This window comes from Stenotrophomonas sp. STEN087 (assembly GCF_056759115.1).
This window is the reverse complement of sequence record NZ_JBRRCR010000101.1, coordinates 1-13,490: the sequence shown is the minus strand read 5'-3', so window position 1 is coordinate 13,490 and position 13,490 is coordinate 1. Positions and strand designations below refer to the sequence as shown.

Annotated in this window: 14 protein-coding genes; 8 read left to right on the top strand and 6 right to left on the bottom strand. The window is 65.8% G+C overall.

What is annotated here, in order from left to right; all coding sequences use genetic code 11:
• Nucleotides 1–355: 355 nt before the first annotated feature.
• From ACVOK1_RS18385 to ykgO, 6 genes are all read right to left on the bottom strand, one after another.
• A complete protein-coding gene (locus ACVOK1_RS18385; protein ID WP_481562867.1) occupies nucleotides 356–1,576 on the bottom strand; it encodes a TraB/GumN family protein in 1,221 nt (406 codons plus the stop codon).
• Nucleotides 1,577–1,580: 4 nt separating this feature from the next.
• Nucleotides 1,581–2,111 (bottom strand): N-acetyltransferase family protein, encoded by a 531-nt coding sequence (locus tag ACVOK1_RS18380; protein WP_481562866.1) that lies wholly within the window; start codon nucleotides 2,109–2,111, stop codon nucleotides 1,581–1,583.
• Nucleotides 2,112–2,125: 14 nt separating this feature from the next.
• Nucleotides 2,126–3,013 carry a carbon-nitrogen hydrolase gene (locus ACVOK1_RS18375; protein ID WP_108768610.1) on the bottom strand — a complete coding sequence of 296 codons (888 nt, stop codon included), beginning with the start codon at nucleotides 3,011–3,013 and terminating at the stop codon, nucleotides 2,126–2,128.
• A 160-nt stretch (nucleotides 3,014–3,173) separates the two neighbouring features.
• On the bottom strand, nucleotides 3,174–4,211 hold the full coding sequence (locus tag ACVOK1_RS18370) for an agmatine deiminase family protein (RefSeq protein WP_313145623.1): 1,038 nt from the start codon (nucleotides 4,209–4,211) through the stop codon (nucleotides 3,174–3,176).
• Nucleotides 4,212–4,250: 39 nt separating this feature from the next.
• On the bottom strand, nucleotides 4,251–4,580 hold the full coding sequence (locus ACVOK1_RS18365; RefSeq protein WP_108768612.1) for a hypothetical protein: 330 nt from the start codon (nucleotides 4,578–4,580) through the stop codon (nucleotides 4,251–4,253).
• Nucleotides 4,581–4,729: 149 nt separating this feature from the next.
• The gene (gene ykgO / locus ACVOK1_RS18360; protein WP_054656844.1) at nucleotides 4,730–4,855 is read right to left on the bottom strand and encodes a type B 50S ribosomal protein L36; all 126 of its coding nucleotides are present in this window, start codon (nucleotides 4,853–4,855) and stop codon (nucleotides 4,730–4,732) included.
• Nucleotides 4,856–5,052: 197 nt separating this feature from the next.
• Between ykgO and cmk the strand changes: the two genes are divergently transcribed.
• From cmk to galU, 8 genes are all read left to right on the top strand, one after another.
• Nucleotides 5,053–5,730: a (d)CMP kinase gene (gene cmk / locus ACVOK1_RS18355; protein ID WP_079221613.1), complete on the top strand. Its 678-nt coding sequence runs from the start codon at nucleotides 5,053–5,055 to the stop codon at nucleotides 5,728–5,730.
• Between the two features lie 213 nt (nucleotides 5,731–5,943).
• Nucleotides 5,944–7,629 carry a 30S ribosomal protein S1 gene (rpsA, locus tag ACVOK1_RS18350; RefSeq protein ID WP_012510790.1) on the top strand — a complete coding sequence of 562 codons (1,686 nt, stop codon included), beginning with the start codon at nucleotides 5,944–5,946 and terminating at the stop codon, nucleotides 7,627–7,629.
• Between the two features lie 89 nt (nucleotides 7,630–7,718).
• On the top strand, nucleotides 7,719–8,024 hold the full coding sequence (locus ACVOK1_RS18345; protein ID WP_005409286.1) for an integration host factor subunit beta: 306 nt from the start codon (nucleotides 7,719–7,721) through the stop codon (nucleotides 8,022–8,024).
• Between the two features lie 77 nt (nucleotides 8,025–8,101).
• On the top strand, nucleotides 8,102–8,386 hold the full coding sequence (locus ACVOK1_RS18340) for a LapA family protein (protein WP_164073126.1): 285 nt from the start codon (nucleotides 8,102–8,104) through the stop codon (nucleotides 8,384–8,386).
• A gap of 6 nt (nucleotides 8,387–8,392) precedes the next feature.
• On the top strand, nucleotides 8,393–9,571 hold the full coding sequence (lapB, locus tag ACVOK1_RS18335; RefSeq protein WP_108768614.1) for a lipopolysaccharide assembly protein LapB: 1,179 nt from the start codon (nucleotides 8,393–8,395) through the stop codon (nucleotides 9,569–9,571).
• A gap of 3 nt (nucleotides 9,572–9,574) precedes the next feature.
• A complete protein-coding gene (locus ACVOK1_RS18330) occupies nucleotides 9,575–10,552 on the top strand; it encodes an MraY family glycosyltransferase (protein WP_481562865.1) in 978 nt (325 codons plus the stop codon).
• A 15-nt stretch (nucleotides 10,553–10,567) separates the two neighbouring features.
• Nucleotides 10,568–12,478: a polysaccharide biosynthesis protein gene (locus ACVOK1_RS18325; RefSeq protein ID WP_481562864.1), complete on the top strand. Its 1,911-nt coding sequence runs from the start codon at nucleotides 10,568–10,570 to the stop codon at nucleotides 12,476–12,478.
• Complete coding sequence (gene galU, locus ACVOK1_RS18320; protein WP_108768617.1) at nucleotides 12,479–13,360, top strand: UTP--glucose-1-phosphate uridylyltransferase GalU; 882 nt, start codon at nucleotides 12,479–12,481, stop codon at nucleotides 13,358–13,360.
• Nucleotides 13,361–13,490: the final 130 nt, after the last annotated feature.

Below are 13,490 nucleotides of genomic sequence, written 5' to 3'. Positions count from 1 at the left end.
GGGGCGGGGGGGTGTGGGGGGGGGGCGCCCCGTTTTTTTCGCCCGGGCCCGCGGGTTTTCAAATGTTGGTTTTTTTTTTTATTTCGGGCGGGGGGGGGCCCCGCCCGCGCTTGGGCTGGGGCGCTACCCACGTCGCCAGGCATTGCGGCGCCAACCAAGGTTGGCATCTACCATTAGAGCCGAGCCATGCTCGGCTTCCATTTGCCCACCGATGCCGCCTACCGGCGGTGCCATCCGAGATTGACATCTACCTTTCGCCGCGGCGCGGCGCCGCCCGAGCATGGGCTCGGGCACTACCTGTCCGGTTGCGCCGGACAACCGGTAGCGCCGGGCCATGCCCGGCGGGGCGCGGCAATCAGCCCGCGACCTGGCCCCACACCTTGCCGGCGGTCAGCCACAGGCCGAGCATGCTGCCCAGGTTGGTCAGCATGAAGGTCAGCACCACGCGGGTGACGCGGTTGCGGTACCAGCCCTTCAGGCTCTGCGCATCGTCACGCAGCTTGAGGAAATCCTCATAGGCCGGCTTGCGCAGGCGCGCTTCGACCAGCGCCGAGAACGCACCGGTCGGAATGCTCAGGCGGAACGGCTTGAACGGTGCCACCGCGATCGCGGTCAGGATGCTCAGCGGGTGGCTGCCGGCCAGCAGGCAGCCGATGCCGGCCAGGCCGCCGGTGTACATCGCCCACGTCGCCAGCAGTTCGGTGCCCACGCCCAGGCCGCCACGGTAGAAGCCCACGCCCACACCGGTGATCACGATGGCCAGGATGGCCAGGGTGAACCACGGAATGTTGCGCTTCTTCGGCACCGCTTCCAGTTCCGCGCGCAGCGGCGCCGGTTCGGCGGTGTCGGTTTCCAGGTGGCGGGCCAGGCCGGCCAGGTGCCCGGCGCCGACCACGGCCAGCACTTCGCGCAGCTGCGGGTTGTGTTCCTCGCGCAGGCGCGTGGCCATGTAGCGGTCGCGCTCGCCGATGATGGTCTCGTACAGCGCCGGGCTTTCGCTGGCAAATTCGCCAAAGCTCGATTCCAGCATGTCGCCCTGCTTGAGCTTCTCGATCTCGTTCTCGCCCACTTCCTCCGAGGAGAACAGGCCCGCGCCGAGACCGGCCACCAGCTTCAGCTTGCCGAAGAAGCCAAGACGCTGCGAGGCGCGGCGGAAGGTCAGGCCGACTTCGCGGTCGATCAGCTGCACCGGCAGGCCGCGCTCGTGCGCCAGGTCCACCGCGCGCTTCAGCTCCGCACCGGGCTCGATGCCCAGCTGTTCGGCCAGGCGGCGCTGGTAGGCCGACAGCGCCAGGTTGGCGGCAAACAGCGCCACGCGGCCCTTGCGGATCACCTCCACCAGGTCCAGCTTGGCCAGCGTATCCGGGTCGCTCAGCGCCTGCAGACGCTGCGGGTCCAGCTCGACCGCCACGGCATCGAAGCGGCCGCTGTCGATGGCCTTTTCCACCGCCTCGACGCTGGCGTGGGATACATGGGCGGTGCCCAGCAGGGTGTAACGCACGCCGTCGCGTTCAACAACGCGCACCGGCTGGCCGGCGAACAGATCGTCGCCGGTTTCGGGAAGTGTTTCAGTCATGGATTCATTCATTGGAAGGTGCGGTGTCGGCGCCATCGCCGAGCGCGCGCTGCATCTGCACGGTGTCCAGCCAGCGGCCGTGCTTGCGGCCCAGGCTTTTGAACACGCCCACCAGGTGGAAGCCGAAGCGTTCGTGCAGCTTGATGGAAGCGGTGTTGGTCGGCTCGCCGATCACCGCCACCATCTGCCGGTAGCCGCGCGCCACGCAGGCGTCGATCAGCGCCTGCAGCAGGCCGGTGCCGACGCCCTTGCCCTGGAAAGCGGCATCGACGTAGACCGAGTTCTCCACGGTCCACTGGTAGGCGACGCGGGTGCGGTAGGTGTTGGCGTAGGCGTAGCCCGCGACCTGGCCGTCGATCTCGGCGACCAGGTAGGGGAAGCCCCGGTCGAGCATGTCGCGCATGCGGCGCAGCATCTCGGCCTGGTCGGGCACGTCGTACTCGTAGGTGTTGACGAAGTCGGTGACTTCCACCGCGTAGATCGCGGTGATCGCAGCGATGTCGGCCGGGCCGGCATCACGGATGAGGACGGCCATGGCAGGTCTCCGGCTCAGTCGATGTAGCGCTTGAGCAGATCACCGTACGCATCGATGCGACGGTCGCGCAGGAACGGCCAGATGCGGCGCACGTGCTCGCTGCGCTGCAGGTCCACGTCGCAGACCAGCACGGTGGCATCGGTGCCGGCTTCGGCGATGAATTCGCCCTGCGGGCCCAGCACGTGGCTGTTGCCCCAGAACTGGATGCCCGATGCGCCCAGCGGCGAGGCTTCGTGGCCCACGCGGTTGCAGCTCAGCACCGGCAGGCCGTTGGCCACGGCGTGGCCGCGGTGGCTCAGCACCCAGGCGTCGCGCTGGCGGGTCTTCTCGTCCTGCACGTCGTCCGGGTCCCAGCCGATGGCGGTGGGGTAGAGCAGCAGCTCGGCGCCGGCCAGCGCCATCAGGCGCGCCGCTTCCGGGTACCACTGGTCCCAGCACACCAGCACGCCAAGGCGGCCCACCGAGGTGTCGATCGGGGTGAAGCCGATGTCGCCCGGGGTGAAGTAGAACTTTTCGTAGAAGCCCGGATCATCCGGGATGTGCATCTTGCGGTACTTGCCCAGCAGGGTGCCGTCCTTCTCGAAGACCACGGCGGTGTTGTGGTACAGGCCGGCGGCGCGGCGCTCGAACAGCGAGCCGACCAGCACCACGCCATGCTTCTTCGCCAGGGCGCCCAGGCGCTCGGTGCTCGGGCCGGGGATCGGCTCGGCCAGGTCGAACTCGTCCACCGACTCGTGCTGGCAGAAGTACGGGCCGTTGTGCAGTTCCTGCAGCAGCACCAGTTTCGCGCCCTGCGCAGCCGCCTCGGCCACGCGTGCTTCGATCACCGCCAGGTTGGCGGCGGCATCACCGTGGTTGCGCTCCTGGATCAGGGCGACGGTAAGGGGGCTGCGCGAGTTCATGCGGGGCGTTCCTGCGGGGGAAAACCAGCATGTTAGCGCGGATGGACGGCGACGGCGTGTCGCGCGCTGAATGGCGGGGCGGGTAGTGCCGGCCGCTGGCCGGCAATCCCGTGGATCCATCAGGCATTGCATGGTTGCCGGCCAGCGGCCGGCACTACCATCAGGCCTTCAGCAGCCCTTCCGGCAGCTGCATGGTGATGCAGTGCAGGCTGCCGTTCTGCCAGATCAGCGAGCGGCAGGGCACCTGCACGATCTCGCGGCCCGGGTGGGCCTGGGCCAGCACGTCGCGGGCCAGGTCGTCGGCCGGGTCGCCGTAGGCCGGCATCAGCACCGCGCCGTTGACGATCAGGTAATTGGCGTACGACGCAGCCAGGCGGCGGCCTTCGTCGATCACCGGCTGTGCCCACGGCAGCGGGAACAGGCGGTACGGCTGCCCATCCTTGGTGCGCAGCGCGGCCAGCTCGTTGCCCATCGCCTGCAGTTCGGCGTAATGCGAGTCGGCCTCGTCGTCGCAGGCCTGGTAGACGATGCTGTCAGGCGAGGCGAAACGGGCGAGGGTATCGATGTGGGCGTCGGTGTCGTCGCCTTCCAGGTAGCCGTGGTCCAGCCACAGCACGCGGTCCTGCTGCAGCCAGTCGGCCAGGTCGGCGGTCAGGCTGGCGCGGTCGCGGTCCGGGTGGCGCTCGTGCAGGCACTTCCAGGTGGTCAGCAGGGTGCCTTCACCGTCGGTTTCGATGCCGCCGCCTTCCAGTGCGAACGGAATGCTGCGCACCGGTGCGTTGTTGAACACGCCGGCCTGGTCGAGCGCGCCCACCAGCTGGTCGTCCAGGGTGGCGTCGAACTTGCCGCCCCAGCCGGTGAAGCGGAAGTCCAGCAGCTGGAAGCTGCCGTCGGCGCGGCGCAGGGTGATCGGGCCGGAGTCGCGCAGCCAGGTATCGTCGTAGGCCGCCGTAGTGAAGCGGACCCGCTCCATGTCGATGCGGTTGGAGCGCAGCCGCATTTCGGCATAGGTCTCCACATCGTCGTCGGCCACGCAGATCAGCACCGGCTGGAAGCGGGTGATGGCCGCGACCAGCGCGATGTAGGTCTCCTCCACCTGGCCCAGGCGGTCGGCCCAGTCGGTGTCGGCGGTGGGCCAGGCAATCAGGACGCCGCTCTGGGCTTCCCATTCGGCAGGAAAACGAAGGGTCTGGTTCATGGTCTCGCTACACAGGCCCGCCAGTGGCGGGTAGGGGGTTCAGCGGATCGGCGGCTTCGGGCCGATCTCGTTCGGATCCGCCTTGTTGGCCACCACGTCGATCACCTTCTGCTTCTCGAAGTAGACGGTGAACTGCGGGTAGACCCAGCGGTTGATGGTCGGCCACTGGCGCTTCTGCCCGCCGCGCGGCTGCAGCTGCTCGCTCGGCGCGCCGAACTGCGACTGCACCTGCTGCATGCTCTGGCCACGGACCGGCAGGGCACCGGCCGGCTTTTCAGCGGCGCGGTCGACCAGCAGGGTATCGGCCAGCGCCGGCGTGGCGGCGGCCAGGGTGGCCAGGACGGCCAGCGTGCTCAGGTAATGCTTCATCTCGATCTACTCCCCAGTGGTCAAGAAAGGCGATTACAGCAAAAAACGGCAGGAAAAAAAGCTGCACGCAACAAAAAACCGCCCGAAGGCGGTTCTTTGCATCGGGTCGGTCCCGCGTGGGACCAGCCGCGGCCCGGAAGCCGTGAGGCTTAGCGCTGACGCGCCTTGAAACGCGGGTTCGACTTGCAGATGACGAAGATCTTGCCACGACGACGGACGACCTTGCAGTCGCGGTGACGGGCCTTCGCCGACTTCAGGGAGGACAGGATTTTCATGGCATACCTCGGCGTAAACAGTAGTTGTTCGGGTGGAGCGTGGCCGCGATATGCGCAAGACAATCGGCAGTTGGCGCTCGTTCAAGCCCGCCATTCTACCGGGCTTTTTGTCGTCGTTTCAAGTGGTTGCGCGAAAGTCTCTGCGCGGGGCCTTGGGCAGGGGCTAGAATGGCCCCTTCACACGCGCTAGGACCCCCATGAATCCACTCGCTCCCGTCCTGACCATCGACGGCCCTTCGGGGGCCGGCAAGGGTACCATCAGCCGCATCGTGGCGCGCCGCCTGGGCTGGCATTACCTGGATTCAGGCGCCCTGTACCGGGCGGTGGGCGTGGCCGCGAGCTGGGCCGACATCGATACCTCCGATGCCTCGGCATTGGTGCGCTGCACCTTCGACACCCATGTTCAGTTTGTTGAACAGGGTGAGTCGATGCGGGTCATGGTCAACGGCACCGATGCCACCGACGAGCTGCGCCTGGAGACCACCGGCGCGCTGGCCTCGGCCATTGCCGCCATTCCCGAGGTCCGTGCGGCCCTGAAGGAGCGCCAGCGGGCATTCAGGGAGCTGCCGGGCCTGGTCGCCGATGGCCGCGACATGGGCACGGTGATCTTCAAGGACGCCCCCTACAAGGTCTTCCTGACCGCCAGTGCCGAGGAGCGCGCCGAGCGCCGGCATAAGCAGTTGAAAGACAAGGGGGTTTCTGTTAACTTTGATGACCTCCTGCGCGAGATCATGGCCCGCGACGCCCGTGATGCTCAGCGTACCGTGGCGCCCCTGAAGCCGGCAGACGATGCTGTCCTCATCGACACCACAGGCATCGGCATCGATGATGTCGTTGCCCGAGTGATGGATCTGCTTCCGGTTCCGGCTGCCTGATCCGTTCGCGCGGGAGTGCCACCAGCATCATCGGTGGTGGTCGCGCATAGCAGTGCTGTACCAGCTCCGTCGCGCAATGATGCGTGGCGGTTTTCCTACTACACACGACCTGCTTTTCCGGGGTCGACCAACAGGCGGGCGGTAACGGTCTTCAGTGGGGCATGTCCCCGATTAGGAAGCCAACCGACCCATGTGTCCAACAGAGTAAATCTAATGACCGAATCATTTGCCGAACTGTTTGAAGCCAGCCAGGCCAACCTGGCCAAGCTGAAGCCGGGCGCCATCGTCAGCGGTACCGTTGTTGAAGTCCGCGGCGACGTCGTGGTGATCAACGCTGGCCTGAAGTCCGAAGGCATCGTGCCGATCGAACAGTTCCGTAACGACGCTGGCGAAATCGACGTCGCCGAAGGCGACATCGTCAAGGTCGCCCTCGACTCCATCGAGAACGGCTTCGGCGAAACCGTCCTGTCGCGCGAGAAGGCCAAGCGCGCGATGGTGTGGGACGAGCTGGAAGAAGCGTTGGAAAAGAACGAAACCATCACCGGCCGCATCAGCGGCAAGGTCAAGGGTGGTTTCACCGTGGACATCAAGGATGTCCGCGCCTTCCTGCCGGGTTCCCTGGTCGATGTGCGCCCGGTGCGCGATCCGGCCTACCTGGAAGGCAAGGAACTCGAGTTCAAGCTCATCAAGCTGGACCGCAAGCGTAACAACGTCGTGGTTTCGCGCCGCGCTGTCGTCGAAAGCGAGCACTCGGAAGAGCGCGAGCAGCTGATGGACAAGCTGCAGGAAGGCGCGATCCTGAAGGGTGTCGTCAAGAACCTGACCGACTACGGCGCGTTCGTGGACCTGGGCGGTATCGACGGCCTGCTGCACATCACCGACATGGCATGGAAGCGCGTGCGCCATCCGTCCGAAGTCGTGAACGTCGGCGACGAGCTGGACGTGCGCGTGCTGAAGTTCGACCGCGAGCGCAACCGCGTTTCGCTGGGCCTGAAGCAGCTGGGCGAAGATCCGTGGGATAACATTGCCCGTCGTTACCCGGCCAACAGCCGCGTCTTCGGCAAGGTCTCCAACGTCACCGATTACGGCGCGTTCGTTGAGATCGAGCCGGGCGTTGAAGGCCTGGTGCACGTCTCCGAGATGGATTGGACCAACAAGAACGTCAACCCGTCCAAGGTTGTGCAGGTTGGTGACGAAGTCGAAGTGATGGTGCTGGACGTCGATGAAGAGCGTCGCCGTATCTCGCTGGGCATGAAGCAGGTTGCCGCCAATCCGTGGGAAACCTTCGCTGCCACCCACAAGAAGGGTGACAAGGTGTCGGGCCAGATCAAGTCGATCACCGACTTCGGCATCTTCATCGGCCTGGACGGCGGCATCGACGGCCTGGTTCACCTGTCCGACATCAGCTGGGCGACCACTGGCGAAGACATCGTTCGCAACTTCAAGAAGGGCGATACCCTGGACGCCGTCGTCCTGGCTGTCGATCCGGAGCGCGAGCGCATCTCCCTGGGCGTGAAGCAGCTGGAGCAGGATCCGTTCGGCCAGTACATGGCTGCCAATCCGAAGGGCTCCAAGGTCGAAGGCGTGGTGAAGGAAGTCGACGCCAAGGGCGCGATCATCGAGCTGGCTGACGGCATCGAAGGTTACGTCTCGGCACGCGACATCGCCAACGAGCGCGTTGACGACGCCACCCAGCACCTGAAGGTCGGCGACAAGGTCGAAGCCAAGTTCGTTGGCATGGACCGCAAGGGCCGTACCCTGCAGCTGTCGATCAAGGCCAAGGACGACGCGGAAATGCGCGAAGTGCTGGAGGAATACCAGTCCTCCTCGGCTGCCAGCGGCACCACCCAGCTGGGCGCGCTGCTGCGTGCACAGCTGAGCGGCAACAAGTCCGAGTAATCGGCCTTACGCTGTACGTTGTTTCCTGGACGGCCCGGGCATCCTGCCCGGGCCGTTTCAGGGTGAGTGACCCCTGATGTGAGCCGGCAATGACCAAATCCGAACTGATCGAAATCCTCGCGCGCCGCCAGGCGCACCTGAAGGCCGATGATGTCGATCTGGCGGTGAAGTCGTTGCTGGAAATGATGGGCGGTTCCCTTTCTGCAGGGGATCGCATCGAAATCCGTGGCTTTGGCAGCTTCTCGCTGCACTACCGTCCGCCGCGCCTGGGCCGCAACCCCAAGACCGGCGAATCGGTCGCCCTGCCGGGCAAGCACGTTCCCCATTTCAAGCCGGGCAAGGAACTGCGTGAGCGGGTCAGCAGCGTGCTGCCGCTGGACGCCGATCCGGCCTGAGTGTCCCGTCGCGTCACCGCGTGCGAATACCGCGGCGAGTCGGATAAGCTACGACCTCCTGCCACTGGAGCTGTCGCATGAAGGTTTTTCGTCTGCTGGTCCTGCTGGCGGTGCTGCTTCTCGGGTTGATCATCGGTGCCATGAACATGGACGAGATGACCATCAACCTGCTGTTTACCCAACTCAAGACCTCGATCGGCGTGGCGATCATCGCTTCGCTGCTGATCGGCGTCATCGTCGGTGCCGGCCTGGTGCTGGTGAGCGTGGTCATTCCGCTCTACGGCCAGCTGCGCCGCGCCAACAAGTCGGTCGCTACCCCGGTGGCGCCGGTTTCCCCCTCCCAATCTTTTGATGGACGCTGATCGAAGATGGATTTCGTCACCGAGTGGTTCTGGTTCTTCCTGTTCCTTCCCCTGGCGGCGCTGGCCGGCTGGGTCATTGGACGGCGCGGCGGGCAACGCCACGGCGACAACCAGGTCAGCCACCTGTCCAGCACCTATTTCCGTGGCCTGAACTATCTGCTCAACGAGCAGCCGGACAAGGCCATCGAGCTGTTCCTGCACATCGCCGAGCTGGACAAGGAAACCTTCGAGACCCAGGTCGCGCTGGGCCACCTGTTCCGCCGTCGTGGTGAAGTGGATCGCGCGATCCGCCTGCACCAGGGCCTGGTCAACCGCAACGACCTGAGCGACGCGCAGCGCGTGCAGGCCCTGCTGGCGCTGGGCGAGGACTACATGAAGTCCGGCCTGCTGGACCGTGCTGAAACCGTGTTCACCGAACTGGCCCAGCTGGACCAGCGCGCACCGCAGGCGCTCAAGCACCTGATCGGCATCTACCAGGCCGAGCGCGACTGGGAGAAGGCCATCGACAACGCCACCCGCTTCGAAGATGTGACCGGCGAGCCGATGGGCAAGCTGATCGGGCAGTTCGAATGCGAGCTGGCCGAGCGCTTCCGTGGCGCCGGCAAGCTGGAAGAGGCGAGGGCGGCCATTGCCCGCGCGTACCAGGCCGATGCGATGTCGGTGCGTGCCGGCATCATCGAAGGCCGCCTGGAAACCGATGCCGGCAATGCCGAGGCCGCCGTGCGCGCCTTCGAGCGCGCCGCGCGCAACGATCCCGAGTACCTGCCCGAGCTGCTGCCGGCGCTGATGGAGAACTACCGCAAGGTGGGCGACCTCGGCGGCGCGCGTGCGTTCCTGTCGGAAATGACCGAGCACTACCGCGGCATCGCCCCGGTGCTGGCACTGACCCGCCTGATGGAAGAGCAGGAGGGTGTCGCCCCGGCGCGCGCCTACCTCGGTCGCCAGCTGAAGGATCGCCCTTCGGTGCGCGGCGAATCGGCGCTGATCGACCTGACCCTGGCCGAAGGCGCCGATTCCACCGCCACCCTGCACGACCTCAAGCACATCACCGACCAGCTGCTGGTGCGCAACCCGGCTTACCGCTGCACGCGCTGTGGCTTCGGTGCGCGTACCCACCACTGGCAGTGCCCGAGCTGCAAGGAATGGGGCACGGTCAAGCCGCTGCTGAACTACGCGGTGCTCTGAGCCATGGCCTGGCTGGTGATGGCTGCGCTGCTGGGGCTGGCCCTGCTCAGCGCCGCACTGACCTGGGCGGCGCGTGGCTACGCGCTGCGCCGGCAGCTGATGGATCAGCCCGGCGAACGCCGCAGCCATAGCGTGGCGACCCCGCGCGGCGGTGGCATCGCCATCGTCATCAGCCTGCTGGTGGCCGCCGTCGCCGCCATGTGGGCGTGGCCGGTAGCCATTCCCAGTCTGCTGGTTGCCAGCCTCGGGCTGGTGCTGGTGGCAGGCATCGGCTGGTGGGACGACCACCGGCCGCTGCCGGCCCTGCGCCGCCTGCTGGTCCATTTCATCGCCGCCGGCCTGCTGGCCGCGCTGGTCAAGGTGCATGGCGGCAGCTGGCTGCTGGCCCTGCTGGTGCTGGTGTTCACCGCCTCGCTGATCAACATCTGGAACTTCATGGATGGGATCAACGGCATCGCCAGCAGCCAGGCGGTCGTCGCCGCACTTGGCTTCGCCGTGGTCCTGCCGTGGCCGTACTCGCTGGTGGCCATCGTGCTGGGCTTGGCCTGCGTGGGTTTTCTGCCATTCAACTTCCCGAAAGCGCGCATTTTCATGGGCGATGTGGGCAGTGGCGCGCTGGGCTATGCGGTCTCGGTGGTGCTGGCGGTGGCCGCGCTGCGTACGGAAATCAACTGGTTGCTGCTGCTGGTGCCCATTTCCCCGTTCCTTGTGGACGCGGGCTTCACGCTGTTGGCGCGCATCCTTTCAGGACAGCGCTGGATGGAACCCCACACCCAGCACGTTTACCAACGCGCGGTGCAGGCAGGAGCCGGCCACGCCCAGGTCACAGCGATGTACTTTGTTGTAGGCCTGTTCAGCATTACAGTGTTCTATGTTTGCACCAGATTGCAGCCGAGGTGGGAGGCTGTCGTAGCGGTCGCGTGGATTTCCGCGCTGACCCTGCTTTGGCTCCTCCTGCGCAATGGATTGCGCCACCGATAAGGAATTACGCGAAATATGTCTTCACCCTGGCGGGACAGAATTCTTGGCCTGTTGCCTCGCACGGCCATCGTCTGCCATGACCTGTTCATGGTATGGGCCTGTTGGCAGCTGCTGCATGCCGGCCGTTACTCCATCCTGCCTGATGCCCCGTCGCTGCCCCTGTGGAACGTCGATACGACGCTGGTGCTGGCGCTGCAGGGCATCGTGTTCTGGCGGGTCGGCCTGTACCGCGGCCTGTGGCGGTTCGCCAGCGTCAGTGACCTGCTGAACATCTTCAAGGCCAGCTTCATCGGCCTGGTCGCCATCGTCCTGGTACTGGCCTGGAAGCGCTTCAACGGCGTGCCGCTGTCGGTGCTGGTGATCTATCCGTTCGCGCTGTCGGCGCTGCTGGGCGCGCCGCGCCTGCTGTACCGGGCGTGGAAGGACTACCAGTCGCTGCAGTCCGATTCGACCGCGCGCCGCGTGCTGATCCTGGGCGCCGGCCAGGCCGCCGAGACCCTCGTGCGCGACCTGCGCCGCTCGGGCAACTTCGAGCCGGTCGGCCTGCTGGACGACGCCCCGCACCTGCGCGGCGCCAAGCTGCAGAGCCTGCCGATCCTCGGCACCCTCGACGATGCCCCGGCCGTGGCCCGCGAAACCGCGGCCAAGCTGCTGGTCATCGCCATCCCGTCGCTGGATTCTGTGGGCATGCAGCGCGTGGTGGCCATCTGCGAGAGCACCGGCATCCCGTTCCGCACCGTGCCCAAGCTCAGCGACATCCTGCAGGGCCAGTCGCTGCCGGGCCAGCTGAAGGAAGTCGCCATCGAGGACCTGCTCGGCCGCAAGCCGATCATGCCGGACTGGAACCTGATTCGCGGTTGGCTCGGCGGGCGCACGGTGATGGTCACCGGTGCAGGCGGCTCGATCGGTTCGGAGCTGTGCCGCCAGTGCGCTCGCCACGGTGCTGGGCGCATCGTCATGCTGGAAATGAGCGAGCTGCTGCTGCTGACCATCGAGGCCGAGCTGCGCCGCAGCTTCCCCGACGTGCAGATCGAAGCCGTGCTCGGTGACGTCGGTGACCCGGCGGTGATGCGCCACGCGCTGTCGCTGCACCCGGTCGATACCGCCTTCCACGCGGCCGCGTACAAGCACGTGCCGGTGCTGGAGCGCCAGCTGCGCGAAGCGGTGCGCAACAACATCCTCGCCACCGAGAACGTGGCGCGTGCGTGCATGGAGGCGCGCGTCGAGCATTTCGTGTTCATCTCCACCGACAAGGCGGTCGACCCGGTCAATGCGCTGGGCGCCAGCAAGCGCTACGCCGAGATGATCTGCCAGAGCCTGGACCAGAAGTCCACGCACACCCGTTTCGTGACCGTGCGCTTCGGCAACGTGCTCGACTCGGCCGGCAGCGTGGTGCCGCTGTTCCGCGAGCAGATCCTGCGCGGCGGCCCGATCACGGTGACCGATCCGGAAGTGACCCGTTACTTCATGACGATCCCCGAAGCCTGCCAGCTGATCCTGCAGGCGGCGGCATCGGCGTCGCACGGTGCCATCTACACCCTGGACATGGGTGAGCCGGTGCCGATCCGCGTGCTCGCCGAACAGATGATCCGCCTGGCCGGCAAGCAGCCGTACAAGGACATTCCGATCATCTATACCGGGCTGCGCCCGGGCGAAAAGCTGCACGAGACCCTGTTCTATTCGGACGAAGATTACCGGCCGACCTCGCATCCCAAGGTGCTGGAAGCCGGCGTGCGCACGTTCTCACGCGATGTCGTTCTGGGCAACGTTCCGAGACTGCGTGACGCTATCGCCGAGTACGACACTGATACGATTCGGGAGGTGCTGTTCGCGACCATGCCGGAGTTCTCTCCGATTGAACAGGACGCTTACATCTCCTCCGCTAAAGTGGTTCCCTTTCCCGCACGTGAGGCCAACAGGCATTAAATGAGCAAGCGAATTCGTAAGGCTGTTTTTCCAGTGGCAGGGCTCGGGACGCGCTTTTTGCCGGCAACCAAGACGGTTCCGAAGGAAATGCTGCCGATCATCGATCGTCCGCTTATCCAATATGCTGTTGATGAGGCCATCGAGGCAGGGTGTGACACCCTGATCTTCATCACCAACCGCTACAAGCACGCCGTTGCCGATTACTTCGACAAGGCCTACGAGCTTGAGCAGAAGCTGGAGCGTGCGGGCAAGCACGAGCAGCTGGAGATGATCCGCCACGTGCTGCCCGAGGGTGTACGTGCGGTTTTCGTGACCCAGGCCGAAGCGCTGGGCCTGGGCCATGCGGTGCTGTGTGCGAAGGCGGTGATCGGTGACGAACCGTTCGCCGTGCTGCTCCCCGACGACCTGATCTGGAACCGCGGCGACGGCGCGCTGAAGCAGATGGCCGACCTCAACGAGGCCAGCGGTGCCAGCGTGATCGCGGTGGAAGACGTGCCGCACGAGAACACCGCGAGCTACGGCATCGTGGCGACCGAGGCGTTCGACGGCCGCAAGGGCCGCATCTCGCAGATCGTGGAGAAGCCCAAGCCGGAGGACGCACCGAGCGACCTGGCGGTGGTTGGCCGTTACGTGCTGAGCCCGAAGATCTTCGAGCTGCTGGAATCCACCGGCACCGGTGCCGGCGGCGAGATCCAGCTGACCGATGCGATCGCTTCGCTGCTGGCGACCGAGGAAGTGGATGCTTACCGCTTCGAGGGCACCCGTTTCGACTGCGGCACCCATCTGGGTCTGGTTGAAGCGACGATCCGTTTTGCGCTGGAGAACAAGAAGCTGGCGAAGCCGGCGCGCGCGAAGCTGACGGAGATGCTGGCGGAAGAGTGAGGGTTTTCGAGCGCTCCGTGCAGCGCCTCCCTGTATAGCCTGGGAGGCGGGGGCGGGCCGCTGCAGGACACGCCGTGAACCCATCCATGGGGGCTCGTAGGCGCCATCCATGGCGCCTGCGGTCCTGCAA